14 protein-coding genes are annotated in these 15,577 nt (G+C 70.4%); 8 read left to right on the top strand and 6 right to left on the bottom strand.

What is annotated here, in order from left to right; translation table 11 throughout:
• Window positions 1–3: 3 nt before the first annotated feature.
• Complete coding sequence (locus FVP77_RS13565; RefSeq protein WP_147895105.1) at window positions 4–771, bottom strand: aminoglycoside 3'-phosphotransferase; 768 nt, start codon at window positions 769–771, stop codon at window positions 4–6.
• A 103-nt stretch (window positions 772–874) separates the two neighbouring features.
• Between FVP77_RS13565 and FVP77_RS13570 the strand changes: the two genes are divergently transcribed.
• From FVP77_RS13570 to FVP77_RS13585, 4 genes are all read left to right on the top strand, one after another.
• The gene (locus tag FVP77_RS13570) at window positions 875–1,636 is read left to right on the top strand and encodes an SDR family NAD(P)-dependent oxidoreductase (RefSeq protein ID WP_147895106.1); all 762 of its coding nucleotides are present in this window, start codon (window positions 875–877) and stop codon (window positions 1,634–1,636) included.
• A gap of 132 nt (window positions 1,637–1,768) precedes the next feature.
• On the top strand, window positions 1,769–2,545 hold the full coding sequence (locus FVP77_RS13575; protein WP_147895107.1) for an enoyl-CoA hydratase/isomerase family protein: 777 nt from the start codon (window positions 1,769–1,771) through the stop codon (window positions 2,543–2,545).
• 14 nt (window positions 2,546–2,559) lie between these two features.
• Window positions 2,560–3,393: an SDR family oxidoreductase gene (locus tag FVP77_RS13580; protein WP_147895108.1), complete on the top strand. Its 834-nt coding sequence runs from the start codon at window positions 2,560–2,562 to the stop codon at window positions 3,391–3,393.
• A 160-nt stretch (window positions 3,394–3,553) separates the two neighbouring features.
• On the top strand, window positions 3,554–5,002 hold the full coding sequence (locus FVP77_RS13585) for a DUF4407 domain-containing protein (protein WP_147895109.1): 1,449 nt from the start codon (window positions 3,554–3,556) through the stop codon (window positions 5,000–5,002).
• Between the two features lie 59 nt (window positions 5,003–5,061).
• Here FVP77_RS13585 and FVP77_RS13590 read toward each other — a convergent pair whose 3' ends face one another.
• The 4 genes from FVP77_RS13590 to FVP77_RS13605 form a co-directional block, all read right to left on the bottom strand.
• The gene (locus FVP77_RS13590; protein ID WP_147895110.1) at window positions 5,062–5,970 is read right to left on the bottom strand and encodes an HAD-IIB family hydrolase; all 909 of its coding nucleotides are present in this window, start codon (window positions 5,968–5,970) and stop codon (window positions 5,062–5,064) included.
• A gap of 13 nt (window positions 5,971–5,983) precedes the next feature.
• A complete protein-coding gene (locus FVP77_RS13595; protein WP_147895111.1) occupies window positions 5,984–7,402 on the bottom strand; it encodes a glycoside hydrolase family 1 protein in 1,419 nt (472 codons plus the stop codon).
• A 68-nt stretch (window positions 7,403–7,470) separates the two neighbouring features.
• Complete coding sequence (locus FVP77_RS13600) at window positions 7,471–9,327, bottom strand: beta-glucoside-specific PTS transporter subunit IIABC (protein WP_147895112.1); 1,857 nt, start codon at window positions 9,325–9,327, stop codon at window positions 7,471–7,473.
• A 184-nt stretch (window positions 9,328–9,511) separates the two neighbouring features.
• The gene (locus FVP77_RS13605) at window positions 9,512–10,411 is read right to left on the bottom strand and encodes a PRD domain-containing protein (RefSeq protein WP_147895113.1); all 900 of its coding nucleotides are present in this window, start codon (window positions 10,409–10,411) and stop codon (window positions 9,512–9,514) included.
• Between the two features lie 61 nt (window positions 10,412–10,472).
• On the opposite strand from FVP77_RS13605, the gene rlmN reads away from it, so the two are divergent.
• The 4 genes from rlmN (at window position 10,473) to FVP77_RS13625 (ending at window position 14,355) form a co-directional block, all read left to right on the top strand.
• The gene (rlmN, locus tag FVP77_RS13610; protein WP_147895114.1) at window positions 10,473–11,714 is read left to right on the top strand and encodes a dual-specificity RNA methyltransferase RlmN; all 1,242 of its coding nucleotides are present in this window, start codon (window positions 10,473–10,475) and stop codon (window positions 11,712–11,714) included.
• Between the two features lie 11 nt (window positions 11,715–11,725).
• Window positions 11,726–12,472 (top strand): DUF429 domain-containing protein, encoded by a 747-nt coding sequence (locus tag FVP77_RS13615; RefSeq protein WP_147895115.1) that lies wholly within the window; start codon window positions 11,726–11,728, stop codon window positions 12,470–12,472.
• Between the two features lie 159 nt (window positions 12,473–12,631).
• Window positions 12,632–13,504: an ABC transporter ATP-binding protein gene (locus tag FVP77_RS13620; RefSeq protein ID WP_147895116.1), complete on the top strand. Its 873-nt coding sequence runs from the start codon at window positions 12,632–12,634 to the stop codon at window positions 13,502–13,504.
• Between the two features lie 8 nt (window positions 13,505–13,512).
• Window positions 13,513–14,355, top strand: a complete 843-nt coding sequence (locus FVP77_RS13625) for an ABC transporter permease (RefSeq protein ID WP_425463148.1) — start codon at window positions 13,513–13,515, stop codon at window positions 14,353–14,355.
• Window positions 14,356–14,389: 34 nt separating this feature from the next.
• On the opposite strand, the gene FVP77_RS13630 is transcribed toward FVP77_RS13625, so the two are convergent.
• Window positions 14,390–15,475, bottom strand: coding sequence for an FUSC family protein (locus FVP77_RS13630; protein WP_147895117.1), 1,086 nt, complete (start codon window positions 15,473–15,475; stop codon window positions 14,390–14,392).
• Between the last annotated feature and the right edge of the window lie 102 nt (window positions 15,476–15,577).

Below are 15,577 nucleotides of genomic sequence, written 5' to 3' on the forward strand. Positions count from 1 at the left end.
GGGTCAGGTCGCGTTCCAGAGGTCGCGGTAGTAGTCGAGGCGGGCGCGATCGGGCTCGACGCCGTAGGCGGCGATGAGTGCGTCGGACCAGCCGGGGCCGTAGTTCCACTCCGTGCTCATGGCCGCCACCGCGATGTCGGCCCACCGGTCGGCGACGCCGAGCGCGCCGAGGTCCACGTGCCCCGACCATGAGCCGTCGTCGCCGACGAGGGTGTTGGGGGCGCACGCGTCGCCGTGGCAGACCACGAGGCGGTCGGTCGCCGGCGCGGTCCGCAGAGACGACGGCACCTCGATGCCCCGCGCCGCGGCGTTCGCGACGCGACCCTCCACTCCCCAGTCGAACGGGCACCCCTCGACGGGCAGGGCGTCGTGCAGCGCCCGAAGGCCCGCCCCGATCGACCGGACGGCGTCGCCCGGTCTCTCGACCCAGCGCGGATCGACCGCCGACCGCCCCGGCAGGGCCGCCGTCACGAGCCACTCGTACTCGTCATCGAAGCCGTGGGTGAGCACCCGGGGCACCGGTGTGAACAGGGCGGCCCACCGCATCCGTTCCGCCTCGGCCTCCATCGACGACTCGAGGGTGCGTGGTGCGTACTTGATGTAGCGGATGCTGCCCGCCTCCGTCGCGCGGAACGTCAGCCCGCCGATGCCGTTGCGCCACACCGGCTCGAGCGCGGCTCCGCCCGCGAGGCGGGCGACGCGCTCGGGCACGGCGGTCTCGGGGCCGGGCGTGAACGTCTGCACCCACGCCGCGTACTCCTCGTCGACCATTCCCCCATCCTGCCTCCGGGCCCGTCGAGGTGCCGCCATTCGGGGTTTCCGGCCGCGGGTGAGCCCCGATTGCGGCACCTCACGCCGTGGCTAGGGTGGGCGCATGAACATCGACGGTTCGGCCGCCCTCGTCACGGGCGGCGCCAGCGGGCTCGGACTCGCCACCGCGCGCAGGCTCGCCGCATCCGGAGCCCGCGTCACCCTCGTCGACCTGCCGGCCTCGCCCGGCGCCTCGGTCGCCGCCGAGTTCGGCGCGCAATTCGTGCCGGCCGACGTCACCGACCCCGAGCAGATCGGGGCGGCCGTCGCCCGCGCCACCGAGGCGGGGCCGCTCCGGGTGGTCGTCAACTGCGCGGGCATCGCGCCGCCGGCGAAGGTGCTCGACCGCGACGGTGCACCGACACCGCTCGATCTCTTCGAGCGCGTGCTGCGGGTGAACCTCGTCGGCACGTACAACGTCATCGCCCAGGCGTCGGCCGTGATGAGCCGGAACGACCCGGATGCTGCGGGCGACCGGGGCGTCATCGTCAACACGGCGAGCGTCGCCGCCTTCGACGGCCAGATCGGCCAGCCCGCGTATTCGGCGAGCAAGGGCGGTGTCGCGGCGATGACGCTGCCGATCGCGCGTGAGCTCGCCCGCCACGCGATCCGCGTGGTCACGATCGCCCCCGGCATCATGGAGACGCCGATGCTGAAGGGGCTGCCGCAGGCGGCGCAGGACTCGCTCGGCGAGCAGGTGCCCTACCCCGCCCGGCTCGGCGCGCCCGACGAGTACGCCCGCCTCGTGCTGGCGATCGTCGACAACGGCTACCTCAACGGCGAGACGATCCGCCTCGACGGCGCGATCCGGATGGCGCCGAAGTAGGCCGGCGGCCGGCCGCGGGAGGACGCGGCACGCCCCGTTAGGCTGGTGCCGAACTCCGCAGCGCCGCGAGCCCACACGGTTCGGCGACGCGGTGGGGATCTGCCCCGCGCGTACCCCGACAAAGGAGCGACCGTGTCCGACAGCATCCTCTTCTCCGTCGATGCGGGTCTCGCCCGCGTCACCTTCAACCGGCCCGCGTCGCTCAACGCGATGGACTTCGAGATGGGCGAGCGCTGGCGTGACATCGCTCGTGCCGTCGCGGTCGACCCCGGTATCGGGGCGGTGATCCTGGATGCTGCGGGGCCGGCCTTCTGCGCCGGAGGAGACGTCGTCGCGATGTCGACCTCGGGTGCCGACGGCGCCGCAGTGACCGAGGCCGCCGGTGTGATCCACGAGGGCATCCGCATCTTCTCGGAGATCCCGGTGCCGATCGTCGCCGCCGTTCAGGGGGCGGTCGCCGGTGGCGGACTGGGACTCATGCTGGCGGCCGACTACATCGTCGCGGCCGACGGCGCGAAGTTCGTCAGCAAGTACGCCAACATCGGCCTCACCCCCGATCTCGGGGTCTCGACACTCCTGCCCGCCGCGATCGGTCAGCGCCGCGCCCTCCAGCTGCTGCTGCAGGACCGCACGCTCGACGCGCATGAGGCCCAGGCATGGGGTCTCGTGGCGGAGGTCGTCCCCGCCGCCGACCTCGCCGCCCGGGCCGAGGCGGTCGCGCGGTCCTGGCTCGGCGGTGCCACGGCGGCGTTCGGCCAGGCCAAGCGTCTCGTCCGCACCGGCGCCGGTCGCTCGTTCCCCGAGAACCTCGACGACGAGGCGGCCACGATCGGTGCCGCCTTCGACACCCCCGACGCGCGCGCCCGCGTCGGCGCGTTCGCCGCAGCATCCGCCAAGACCCAGCGCTGACCCCGGAGAGACCCATGACATCCCTCGCAGGAAAGACCATTCTCATGTCGGGCGGGAGCCGTGGCATCGGACTCGCCATCGCACTGCGCGCCGCTCGCGACGGCGCGAACATCGCGATGCTCGCGAAGACCGACACCCCCCACCCGAAGCTCGAGGGCACGGTGCACACCGCCGCCGCGGCGATCCGCGAGGCCGGCGGCCAGGCGCTGCCGATCGTCGGCGACGTGCGCAACGACGACGACGTCACCGAGGCGGTGCTGAAGACCCAGGGCGAGTTCGGCGGCATCGACATCGTCGTCAACAACGCGAGCGTCATCGACCTGTCGGGGTCGCTCGACCTGGCGACGAAGAAGTACGACCTCATGCAGGGGGTCAACGTGCGCGGCACGTTCCTGCTGTCGCGGTCAGCGATCCCGGTGCTGAGGGATGCCGAGAACCCGCACATCCTGTCACTGTCGCCGCCGCTGAACGTCACGGCGAAGTGGCTCGGCGCGCACACCGGCTACAGCATGGCGAAGTTCGGCATGACGATGGCCACCCTCGGGATCGCGGCGGAGTTCGCCGACGACGGGATCGCCGCGAACACCCTCTGGCCGCGCACGACGATCGCGACCGCCGCGGTGCAGAACATCCTCGGCGGCGATCGGATCATGGCCGCCAGCCGCACGCCCGAGATCTACGCCGACGCCGCGTACGAGGTGCTGACGACCCCGTCGCGCGAGCGCACCGGGCAGACGCTCATCGTCGAGGATGTGCTCGAAGCCGCCGGCGTCTCCGACTTCGCCCGGTACGCGGCGGTGCCGGGAACGCCCGACTCGGCGCTGTTCCCCGACATCTTCCTCGACTGACGCTGCACAGCCCCGACGCCGCCGGCGCCCCGCTGCCACCGCGAGACGTCAACCGGGCTGCGAGACTTCCGCCGAGCGGAGCAGTCTCGTCGCCGGGATGACGTCTCGCGTTCTCTCGGCGCCGATCTGACGTTCAGGATCAAGCTCCTACTCTGTACGGATGTCTTTCTCCGCCCATCGACCGGGCAGCTACGGCTCCGACGGTCGAATCGAGTTCGCCGCGCACGACGACAGCGAGCCGCAGTATCTCGGTGATGTGCGCGAGACCCCCGGGCGCTACGACGAGCAGACCGGTCGATCCGAGCCGGTCGCCGACGGCGAGGAGCCGGAACCCGAGGCGCTCCCGGTCGAGGGTCAGCCCGCCCCCCAAGCGCGTCGCCGCTTGACGCTTCGACGGCGGCGTATGCCGTGGGGCCGTCGGCTGGCGGTGCTCGGCGGTGCCGACGGTGCGGTGCTCGACGACGTGCCGGAGGAGACGCCGCGATTCGTGCAGATGTTCTTCGTGCTGGCCGGCACCGCTCTGGTGTCGGCGCTGTCGATGCTGTTCGCGCTCATCACCGGGGTGCGCATCTCGGTGTGGCTTGCCGCGCCGCTCGCCATCGTCTGGGCGCTGATCATCTTCAATCTCGACCGGTTCCTCACCTCGAGCATGCGCTCGACCCGCAATTTCTGGCGGTTGCTGGCGATTGCCGTGCCGCGCGTGGTGATGGCCGCTCTCATCGGGATCGTCGTCGCCGAGCCGCTCGTGCTGCAGGTGTTCCAGAACGACATCGCGCGGGAGGTCACCTCGACCAACGTCTCGCAGGCGCTGTCGGACCAGGATGCCGTGGCCGGCGGTCCCGAGAAGCAGGCGCTCGACGCGGCGTCCGCGCGCGTGAGCGCGTTGGAGGACCAGGCTGCCACGGGCATCGTCGCCGGAACCTCGTCTACTTCGGCCGAAGCGGCCGCCGCCCAGCAGAGCGTCGACCAGCTGAATGCCCAGCTCGCCGCGCAGCAGGCCGTCATCGACCAGGCCCGGGCTCTGTACCAGTGCGAGTTGACCGGCGTGGGTGCAGGCACCGTCCCCGGGTGCACCGGTGTGAGCGGAGACGGCGCGAGCTCCGCCGCTGCTGAGGCGCAGCTGGCGGGCGCGCAGGCGTCGTACGACGGTCTCGCCGCCGAACTGCAGCAGGCCACTGCCACCCTGAGCGCGGCGAACGCGGCCGGGACGAGCGCCGCGGCCGAATCGGCCGAGACGAACAAGCAGCGGGCCCGAGACGAATTGACCTCCGCGCGAACGCAATACGAGGCCGCTCTGGCCGCCTACGACGAGCGCGCGGCGGCCGTGGCGGGAGGCAATGCCCAGGCGCAGGGGATCCTCAGCCAGATCGGGGCGCTCGAGCGACTCTCGCAGCGCGAGCCGGTGCTGGCCTGGGCTCACTGGCTGATCGCCGGGCTGTTCTTCATGATCGAACTGCTGCCCGTGCTCGTGAAGGTGCTCACCAGCTTCGGCGATCCGTCGGTGTACGAGAAGGCCGACGCATTGCGGCGGCAGGTCGCGCTGGACCGCGTGACCGCCCGCACCTGGCGGGCTCGTGCGGCGATCGCCACCGCGCGCGACGCGCCCTGAGCGCATCCGACCGGGTACGAGCCCGCTCACCGACCTCGTCGAAATGCCCCGAGGTCGGGTCAGATCAGGCCGTGGCGCGCGAAGGCGGTGTGCACGCCGTCGTCGTGGACGCTCGTGGTCACCTCGTCGGCATAGCTCTTGACGGTGTCGTCGGCGTTGCCCATCGCGATTCCGACGCCGCACACCTGCAGCATCTCGAGGTCGTTGTAGCTGTCGCCGATGCCGATGGCGTCGTCGAGGGTCATGCCGAGCTGCGCGACGAGCTCGGCGATGGCCGCGCCCTTGTTGACGCCGTGCAGGCTGACCTCGCCGCCGGACCCTCCGAGGTAGGGGATCGTGCCGGTGATCACGTGGAAGCGGTCTCCGAGTCCGTCGCGCACGACGGTGAAGGTGTCGGGGTGCGAGCCCGCGAAGGTCGCCTTCGCGATCGCGCCGGCGGGAGCGGGGCCCCGGTACGCCATGCGCGTCTCGACCCGGGCGAGAGCGGCGGCCGCGGCCGGATCGTCGGCGCCGGCCTCTGCGCCGTCGAAGATCGGGCGCACGCGGGCGAGGATGCCCGGACTCGGGTAGATGTCGTCGTAGGCCTGCAGGATGTACTCGACGTCGTGGGCCTCGAAGAACGAGATGAGCTGCTCCTGGTCGGCCGGGGGCATCAGGTGCTGCGCGACGTGATCGTCCCCGCGGTCGGTGAAGCCGCCGCCGGCAGAGATCACGCCGTCGAAGCCGATCGCGGTCACGTGATCGGGGATCTCGGCCCGGGCGCGGCCGGTGCACAGGTACACGAGGTGGCCGCGGGCGCGGGCGCCGCGCACCGCCTCGATCGCCGAGGGGGCGAGGCGCTGCTGGTGGTCGATGAGGGTTCCGTCCACGTCGAGGAACGCGATGCGGCGAGACGTCATGGTGTGGTGCTTTCCGGAAGGGGCGCCGTCGGGGGGATGCTGCAGCATCCCCCCGACGATCGTCGGCACGGGTCTGGCGAGGTTATCGCGAGAGGGTCGCGCCGTTGCTGCGGATGACGTCGCCGTACCAGTCGAACGACTTCTTGCGGAAGCGCTCGAGCGTGCCGGATCCGTCGTCGTTGCGGTCGACGTATACGAAGCCGTAGCGCTTGCTCAGCTGTGCGGTGCTGGCGCTGACGATGTCGATGCAGCCCCACGAGGTGTAGCCGAGCACGTCGACGCCGTCGGAGAGCGCCTCGCCGACCTGCACGAGGTGGTCGTTCAGGTAGGCGATGCGGTAGTCGTCGATGACGGTCTTGCGGCCGTCGACCTCGACGAGCTGGTCCTTCGCGCCCAGTCCGTTCTCGACGATGAACAGCGGCTTCTGCCAGCGGTCCCAGAACTGGTTCAGCACGATGCGCAGGCCCACCGGGTCGATCGCCCAGCCCCACTCGCTCACCTCGAGCGTGGGGTTCGGCACGCCGCCCATGATGTTGCCCTCGCCGGCGACGCGCTTCGCGGGGTCGGCGGTCTCGGCGATGCTCATGTAGTAGCTGAACGAGACGAAGTCGACCGTGTTCGTGAGCAGCTCGCGGTCTTCATCGGTGATGTCGAGGTCGATGCCGCGCTCGCGGAGCGTGCGCAGGAAGTAGCCGGGGTACTCGCCGCGCGTGTGCACGTCGCCGAAGACGAAGTTGCCGTGGTCGGCGTCCATGACGGCAAGCATGTCGGCCGGGTCGGGCGTCAACGGGTAGGTCGGCATCGCGAGCACCATGCACCCGATCTGCGCCTGCGGGGCGACCTCGCGGGCGACCTTCGTCGCCAGGGCGCTCGCGACGAGCTCGTGGTGCATCGCCTGGAACAGCTGCTGATCGGTGAGCTGCTCCTTCGGGGTGTTGATGCCGCCGCTCATGAACGGCGCGTGGGGGAGCGAGTTGATCTCGTTGAACGTGAGCCAGTACTTCACGCGCGAGCCGTAACGCTCGAACAGAGTGCGGGCGTAGCGCTCGTAGAAGCCGATGAGTTCGCGGCTGACCCAGCCGTCGTAGGTCTCAGCGAGATGCAGGGGGGTCTCATAGTGCGAGATCGTCACGAGCGGCTCGATGCCGTGCTTCTCGAGCTCGTCGAGCACGCGGTCGTAGAAGGCGAGGCCCTCTTCGTTGGGCTCGGTCTCGTCGCCCTTCGGGAAGATCCGGCTCCACGCGATCGAGAAGCGGTAGACCGAGAAGCCCATCTCGGCGAACAGGGCGATGTCCTCCGCGTACCGGTGGTAGAAATCGATCGCCTCGTGCTTGAGGTTGTCGGGGGTCGGGACGGCGGTGCGCGGGCCGACGATGCCCTGCGGCATGACGTCCTGCACGGACAGACCCTTGCCGCCCTGGTCGTAGGCGCCCTCGACCTGGTTGGCGGCGGTCGCGCCGCCCCAGAGGAAGCCGTCGGGGAACACGGTCGAATCAGTCATGGTGCGTGTATCTCTTCTCATTCGGGAGTGCCGGGCGGGCGGACCGGGGGATCCGCCCGCCCGGACGGTTACTTGGCGGCGAGGGCCGCTTCGACGGCGCGCGCGAAGAACAGCGGCTCGCCGTGCGAGATCGGACCGGATGCGGCGTCGCCGACCTCGGGGTACAGGTCGGAGTTGGTGATCACGATCGGCGTGGTCACGTCGTAGCCGGCGGCCTCGATCGCGTCGATGTCGAACTCGACGAGGAGGTCACCGGCCGCGACCTGCTGGCCGGCGGTCACCTTCAGCGAGAAGTGGGAGCCGGCGAGCTTGACGGTGTCGATGCCGATGTGGATGAGCAGCTCCGCGCCGTCGGCGTGGCGCAGGCCCACCGCGTGACCGGTCGGGAACGCGGCGACCACGGTTGCGTCGAACGGCGCGTAGACGGCACCGGAACGCGGCTTGATCGCGACGCCCTGGCCGAGACCGCCCTCGGCGAAGGCGGCGTCGGGCGTCTCCGACAGCGGGACGACCGTTCCGTCGAGCGGGCTCAGCACCGCGACGTCGTTGCTCTCCGCCGCGACCGTCGCCTCGTCCTCGGGGTCGGCGAAGCCGATGATCACCGTGAGGAGGAAGGGGATCAGGATGGCGGCGGCCAGGCCGATCACGAGGAGGATCATGTTGCCGTTGCCGAAGAGGGCGGGAAGGGCCAGCGTCGACGGGACGACGAACGCCTTCGCGAAGACTCCGCCGGCTGCGATGATCGCGCCGCCGATGACGCCGCCGACGATTCCGAAGGCGAAGGGGCGCTTGAGCGGAAGGTTGATTCCGTAGATCGCGGGCTCGGTGATGCCGGCGAGGAACCCCGACAGGGTCGCGGGGGCCGCGAGGGATTTCAGGTTCTTGTTGCGCGTACGCACCCAGACGCCGGCGACGGCGGCTGCCTGTGCGAGGACGGCGGCGAAGATCGGGGCGACCAGCAGGATCTGACCGGTGGTCTGGTATTCCAGCGTGAACAGGGGGACGAGACCCCAGTGCAGACCGAAGATGACGAAGACCTGCCAGAAGCCGCCCATGATGGCGCCGCCGAGCCACGGCACGGTCTCGAAGACCCAGCCGATGCCGCTGCCGATCCAGCCGCTCAGGATGCCCGAGATCGGGCCGATGACGACGAAGACGAGCGGCACGGCGATCAGCACCACGATCATCGGCGTGACGAAGCGGCGGATCGCGCCGGGCAGCTTCGCGTAGAGGAACTTCTCGGCGTGGCTCTGCAGCCACACGATGATGATGACGGGGATGACGCTGGAGACGTACGTGACCATCGTGAACGGGATGCCGAAGAAGGTGAGGTCGGGTGCGCCCGTGGCCGCGGTGACCGTCGGGTACAGGAGCGCGCCCGCGATGGCGAGCGAGGTGAACTCGCTGGCCTTGAAGTACCGCGCCGCAGTGATGGCCAGAGCCAGCGGCAGGAAGTTGATGAAGGCGTCCGACAGTGCGTTGAGCACGAGATAGGTGCTCGTGGTCGGATCGATCCACCCGAAGGTGACGGCAGCGGCGAGGAACGCCTTGAGCAGACCGGTTCCGGCGAGCGCCCAGAGGAGCGGGGTGAAGATCGCGGCGATCATCTTGATGAAGCGGTTGAAGAGGTTGCCCTTCGGACCATCCTCGGCCGGCGCGGAGTCGCCCGACCCGCCGAACTTCGAGATCTTGCCGATCTCGGCGTAGACCTCGGGGACGTCGTTGCCGATGACGACCTGGTACTGGCCGCCGGCCTGCGCCGTCGTGATGACTCCGGGCGTCGCCTTGATGCCCGCAGCATCCGCCTTCGACTCGTCCTTCAGGACGAAGCGCAACCGGGTCGCGCAGTGCACGAGCGACCGCACGTTCTCTTCGCCGCCGACGCCCTTGAGCACCCCTGCAGCTGTCTTCGCGTAATCCGCCATGGGGATCCGCCGTCCTCTCGCCGCATCTGCGCGGCACGTCGTGGTCGGGAAGCGGCCGGGCTGTTTCCGGGCAACAAAAAAACCTGGCCTCAGCCACCGTCAGAAAGACGATGCGAGTCCAGGTTTTGCCCGCTGACGCGGTAACAATCCTTTGCTTCCGCGAGGCACCTACGCCTCGCGGAGATCACGGTACCACAGCCTCCGGCCCGTCGTCGCCCGACAATTGGGTGGCCAGACGCTCGACGTGGACGATGAGGTACAGCAGTTCCTCGTCGGTCAGTTCGGACTCCGTCGCGGCCAGGACATAGCCCTTCACGCCCACCGCGATCGCGTAGGAGCGGGGGTAGCGCTGCTTGGCGAACTCGAAGAACGAGGTGTCGCTGCCGCGGAGCATCGAGCGCGAGACGAGCCGCTGCAGGAGGAACTGCACGTGCAGCACGAAGCGGGCGTAGTCGGGGCTCTCGACGTCGAGTTCGACCCCGAGACCGCTCTCGACCGTGGCGACGACGTGCTGCACGCGGCGGAAGAGCAGCGCCGCCGTGCCGTTGGGCTCGTCTCGCGTGGCGTTGAGCAGGTGCATCGTGAGGAACACCGATTCCTCGGCGGGCAGCTCACGCTCGAGCGAGGCGCTGATGGCGACCGCCATCCGCTCGGCCGCGGCGAACTCCTGGGGGTGGAGCACCCGCAGTTCCGGCATCGAGGTGGTGGGGATGCGGATGCCCTGATCGAGCCGCTCGATCACGTACTGGATGTGATCGATCACGGCCAGCGGCAGGCGTCGGCCGAGGTCTCGTTGCAGCATCCGCTCCGCCTCGTCGACCGCGGACGTGACGGCTTCGACGATCGCATAGGGGACGTCGGTGAGCAGTCGTCGCGCGCGATCGCCGTCGGCGCCGTCGTCGAGCACGAAGGTCTTCTCGACCTTCGCCGGGTCGACGGTGTCGGTGGGCTTCAGCTGGAAGCCGAGACCCCGGCCCATGAGGATGCGCTCGCGGCCCGACTCGTCGATCGAGACGACCACGTTGTTGTTGAGCACTTTGTGCACAACCGTCCCCGCACGCGATGCGCCGCGCTCCGCCGCCATGGGGGGAAGTCTAGGGCTCCGCTCTCGCCGTTCCCTCAGAGCGGTCCCGTACCCTGGGACGATGACCACTCAGCCTCCCGTGCGCACCACGAAACCCCGCCAGGTGCGCCCGGCGACGGAGGGCTGGTCGCAGAAGAAGGACGAGACCGGTCGTCCGCTCCTGCAGTTCGCGAGCCCGAAGCGCGGCAAACCCCCCGTGCACCTCGCCGACCTGACCGCCGACGAGCGCGTCGCGAAGGTGAAGGAGCTCGGCATGCCCGGGTTCCGTGCGAAGCAGCTCGAGAAGCACTACTTCCAGCACTACACGAGCGATCCCGCGCTCATGACCGACCTGCCCGCAGCCGGTCGCGATGAGCTCGTCGCCGGCATGCTGCCGCCGTTGCTGACCGAGGTGAAGCGCCTCGAGACCGACCGCGGGGACACGATCAAGTTCCTGTGGAAGCTGCACGACGGCGCTCTCGTCGAGTCGGTGCTCATGCGCTACCCGGGCCGCATCACGCTCTGCGTCTCGTCGCAGGCCGGGTGCGGCATGAACTGCCCGTTCTGCGCGACCGGTCAGGCCGGTCTCACCCGCAACATGTCGGCGGCCGAGATCGTCGAGCAGATCGTGCGCGCCAACCGGCTCATCGCCGATGGCGGCCTCGGCGGCAAGAAGAAGGACGACCATTCCGCCGATCGGGTGTCGAACATCGTCTTCATGGGTATGGGCGAGCCGCTCGCCAACTACGCACGGGTCATGCAGGCCGTACGCGTCATGGTCGACAAGGATCACGGCCTCGGCATGAGCGCCCGTGGCATCACGGTGTCGACCGTCGGCCTGGTGCCCGCGATCACGAAGCTCTCGAACGAAGACATCCCCGTCACGTTCGCGCTCTCGCTGCACGCGCCCGACGACGTGCTGCGCGACGAGCTCATCCCGGTGAATTCGCGCTGGAAGGTCGACGAGGCGCTCGACGCGGCGCGCGACTACTTCGACAAGACCGGCCGGCGCGTCTCCATCGAGTACGCGCTCATCAAGGACATGAACGACCACGCCTGGCGTGCCGACCTCCTCGCTGAGAAGCTCAACGCCCGCGGTCGCGGCTGGGTGCACGTGAACCCGATTCCGTTGAACCCCACGCCCGGTTCGATCTGGACGGCGTCGGAGGTGCCCGTGCAGAACGAGTTCGTGCGCCGCCTCAACGACGCCGGCATCCCGACGACACTCCGCGACACCCGTGGCAAGGAGATCGACGGCGCCTGCGGGCAGCTCGTCGCCACCGAAGACGACCAGGTCGCCGCCGACGCGACTCCCGTCGCCTGACCTCTTCCCCGATGCGCACCGCGGGGGTCGACCTCGCCGCCGAGAGCACCAGGACGGCGCTGGCGGTCGTGGAATGGGGCGGGACGGATGCGGCACTGACGCAGCTGTCGGTCGGTGTCTCCGACGACGCCGTCGTCGACGCATCCGCCGGCGTCGACAAGATCGGGATCGACTGCGCATTCGGGTGGCCCGACGACTTCGTGGCATTCCTCGTCGCGCACTCCGTCCCGGCCACGGCTCCGGCCGTCGACGGGGGCATGGACTGGCGGCGCACGCTCGCGTACCGCGAGACCGACCGCGTCGCGCGGCGGGTCACGGGGCGGTGGCCGTTGAGCGTGTCCACCGACCGGCTCGGGCTCACCGCGATGCGGTGCGCGGGGCTGCTCGGACGGCTGCGCGACGCCGGGCGCGATGTCGACCGGTCGGGCGGCGGAGACGTCGCCGAGGTCTACCCCGGGGCGAGTCTGCGGCTCTGGGGGTTCGACACGACGGGGTATCGCACCGATCCCGACGTGCGGGAGCGGCTTCTCGCGCGGGTGGTCGAGACGGCCCCGTGGCTCGACCTCCGAGGCCACGCCGACGCCCTCGTGCGCTCGGGCGACGCGTTCGATGCCGTCGTCGCGGCGCTCGCCGCGCGGGGCGCCGCCCTCGGCCGGTACGCGCCTCCCGAACCCGCGCAGCTCGAGCGCGCTCGGCGCGAGGGGTGGATCGCGCTGCCGACCGGCGCGCTCGCCGACCTCGTGGCGTCGCGGGGGTAGGAGATGGTGCGAGGGGAGGCCGATCGGCGGCGGATCGGCCTACGCCGACGCCTTCTCCTACGTGGGACGCACGCCGGCGACGGCTCGGCAGGGCAACGGATGCTGCGGACCTGCCCGTGAGAGTGGTGCGCAGCATCCGTTCACGGCATCCTCGAAGACATGACCGAATCCGTCGTCGAGGTGTCCGACCTCACCAAGACCTATCGCGGGGGATTCGAGGCGCTCAAGGGCATCAGCTTCGAGATCCATCGCGGTGAGACCTTCGCGCTGCTCGGCCCGAACGGGGCGGGCAAGAGCACCGCGATCGAGATCCTCGAGGGCTACCGCAACCGCAGCGGCGGAACGGTGTCGGTGCTCGGCGTCGACCCCCACCACGCCACGCTGGAGTGGAAGTCGCGCCTGGGGATCGTGCTGCAGAACACCGGCGAGGCCCCGACCGCCTCGGTGAAGGAGCTGCTCACGCACTTCGCGGGCTTCTATCCGCGTGCCCGTCGTGTCGACGAGGTGATCGCCGCGGTCGGTCTGACCGAGAAGGCCAAGACGCCCGTCCGCAAGCTCTCGGGCGGCCAACGTCGACGCGTCGATGTCGCGCTCGGCATCATCGGGCAGCCCGACCTGCTGTTCCTCGACGAGCCCACGACCGGGTTCGACCCCGAGGCGCGGCGGCAGTTCTGGGATCTCATCCGGGGGCTGCAGGGGGAGGGCACCACGATCCTGCTCACCACGCACTACCTCGACGAGGCGGCCGAGCTGTCGCAGCGCGCGGCCATCCTCGTCGGTGGCGAACTCGCCTCGATCGGGCCGATCGACGAGCTCGGCGGGCCCGCGTCGCGTGTGCCGGTGGTGCGCTGGCGCCAGGACGGCGTCGCCCATCAGGAACGGACGTCGAGCCCCGGGGAGTACGTCGCGCGTCTCGTGGCAGAGTCCGGCCGCGAACCCGAGGGTCTCGAGGTGGTGCGTCCGAGCCTGGAGGACATCTACCTCTCGTTCGTCGATCCGGCGGCCGCATCGACCGAGGAGGTCCCGGCGTGAGCGCCTCGCTGTCGACGCCGAACCGCACCGGCGTGGGGTCGTTCGGGATCGGGCGCACGCTGCGCCTCGGCCTCTCGCGCGTCGCCTACGAGGTGAGGTCGTATTTCCGGCAGGGCGACTCGGTCTTCTTCACGTTCCTGTTCCCGGTGCTGTTCCTGCTCATCTTCGCGGTGGCCTTCAGCTCCGCGACGTTCGGGCCGCCCGGCGGCGAGATCTCGTCGGCCGCCTACTACCTGCCGGGCATGCTCGCCGCGGGACTGCTGCTCTCGGGCCTGCAGAACCTCGCGATCGACATCGCGATGGAGCGCAGCGACGGATCGCTCAAGCGCCTGGGCGGAACGCCGCTGTCGCCGGTGTCGTACTTCATGGGCAAGCTCGGTCAGGTGCTGGTCACGGGGTTCCTGCAGGCCGCCCTCCTCATCGCGATCGCCGGGATCTTCTTCGGCGTGGCGCTGCCGACCGACCCGCAGCGGTGGCTGACCTTCGCGTGGGTGTTCCTGCTCGGCGTCACCACGTGCGCGATCCTCGGCATCGGCCTCAGCGCCCTCCCGCGCACCGGGCGCAGCGCCTCGGCGGTGGTCATCCCGATCGTGCTGGTGCTGCAGTTCATCTCGGGCATCTTCATCCAGTTCTCGGTGCTGCCCGAGTGGCTGCAGAACGTGGCCAGCATCTTCCCGTTGAAGTGGCTGGCGCAGGGCATGCGTTCGGTCTTCCTGCCCGAGGCGTTCGCCGCCGATGAGCCGGGCGGCACCTGGCAGCACGGACTCACCCTGGGGGTGACGCTCATCTGGCTCGTCGTGGGCCTGATCCTCGTGCGCGTCACCTTCCGCTGGATCCGCAAGGACAGCTGAGGAGCGCCCCGGCACGGGTATCCGCGCGCGGCGGTCAGGCGAACGGGCGGCAGGCGTCGATCATGCGGCGGAGACTGACCCCCGCGGTCACGGTCTCCGCCAGCTCGGCGATGCCGGTGTCGACGGGCTCCAGCGACGCGAGGTAGCCCTCGACCGCCGCGCCGGCGGTCTCGATGAGCGCCGTGGTGTCGCGGTCGCCCGGTGCGGTGGCGACGACGTCGCGGCACGCGCGCACCGCCTCGGCCAGGAGCGTGCGCGCCTCACCGCGAAGCGGAGCCCCCGTCGGTGGGATGCGGCCGAGGATATCGGCGAGATCGCGCGCGAAGAACGTGACGTGCTCGAGGGCCCGCAAGCGACGCGCATTCTCCTCCTGGGCGGCCGCCTGCCGGCGGCCCCTCGGGTTGCCGCGGAGGCTGCGGTCGGCCTCGCGCACCTCGTCGGCGACCGTCAGGAGCATCGTCGACAGTTCGCTCATCGACGCGGCCAGTGCGTCGTGGTCGACGCCTCCCGCACCGACGGCGTCGGCCATCTCGTCGAGGCGGGCGGCGACGGTGTCGCGGAGTTCGCTGAGCCGCCGGGAGGCGTAGGGCAGGAACACCGGGGGTGCGATGAGGACGTTCACCGCGACGCCGACCACGATGCCGAACGCCATCGTGACGAGGTATGACACCGAGAACTGGTCGGGATCGCCCCTCCCCCCGATCAGCAGCACGAACAGCGCGGCCATGACGATCCACTCGCGCCCGGGGCCGAGCACGCGCGCACCCCCCAGCAGCACCCCGATCGCCACGATGGCGGCGAGGGCGACCGCAGCCGGCACCCCCGCGGCATCGAGCCCGACCGCGACGAGTCCGAAACCGATGCCGATCGCCAGGCCCAGCACCGTCTGCACGCTCGAGCGCGCCGAATCGGCCAGCGTCGGGTACATGCTCACCACGACCCCCAGCGGTGCGTAGTACGAGTACTCGTCGGCGGCGAAGGGGATGAGCGGCGCGAGGTACCAGGCGAGCACGGCGGCACCCGCGGTCTTCGTCGCCAGCAGCACGCGCGACGGCGCGACGAGGGTGCGCGCGGCGCGCATCGACCCGGTCATCCGGGCGCGCGTGGGAGAGGTGCTCACCAGGGAACGCTACCGGCGTGCGCCCTTCGGCCAGGGGTGGTTGACGCATCCTCGATCCTCGTCGGCGCAACCCGGAGCCGAGGTCGGCGCGCGCCAGTAGCG

Source organism: Microbacterium hatanonis, assembly GCF_008017415.1.
Taxonomy (GTDB): Bacteria; Actinomycetota; Actinomycetes; order Actinomycetales; family Microbacteriaceae; genus Microbacterium; species Microbacterium hatanonis.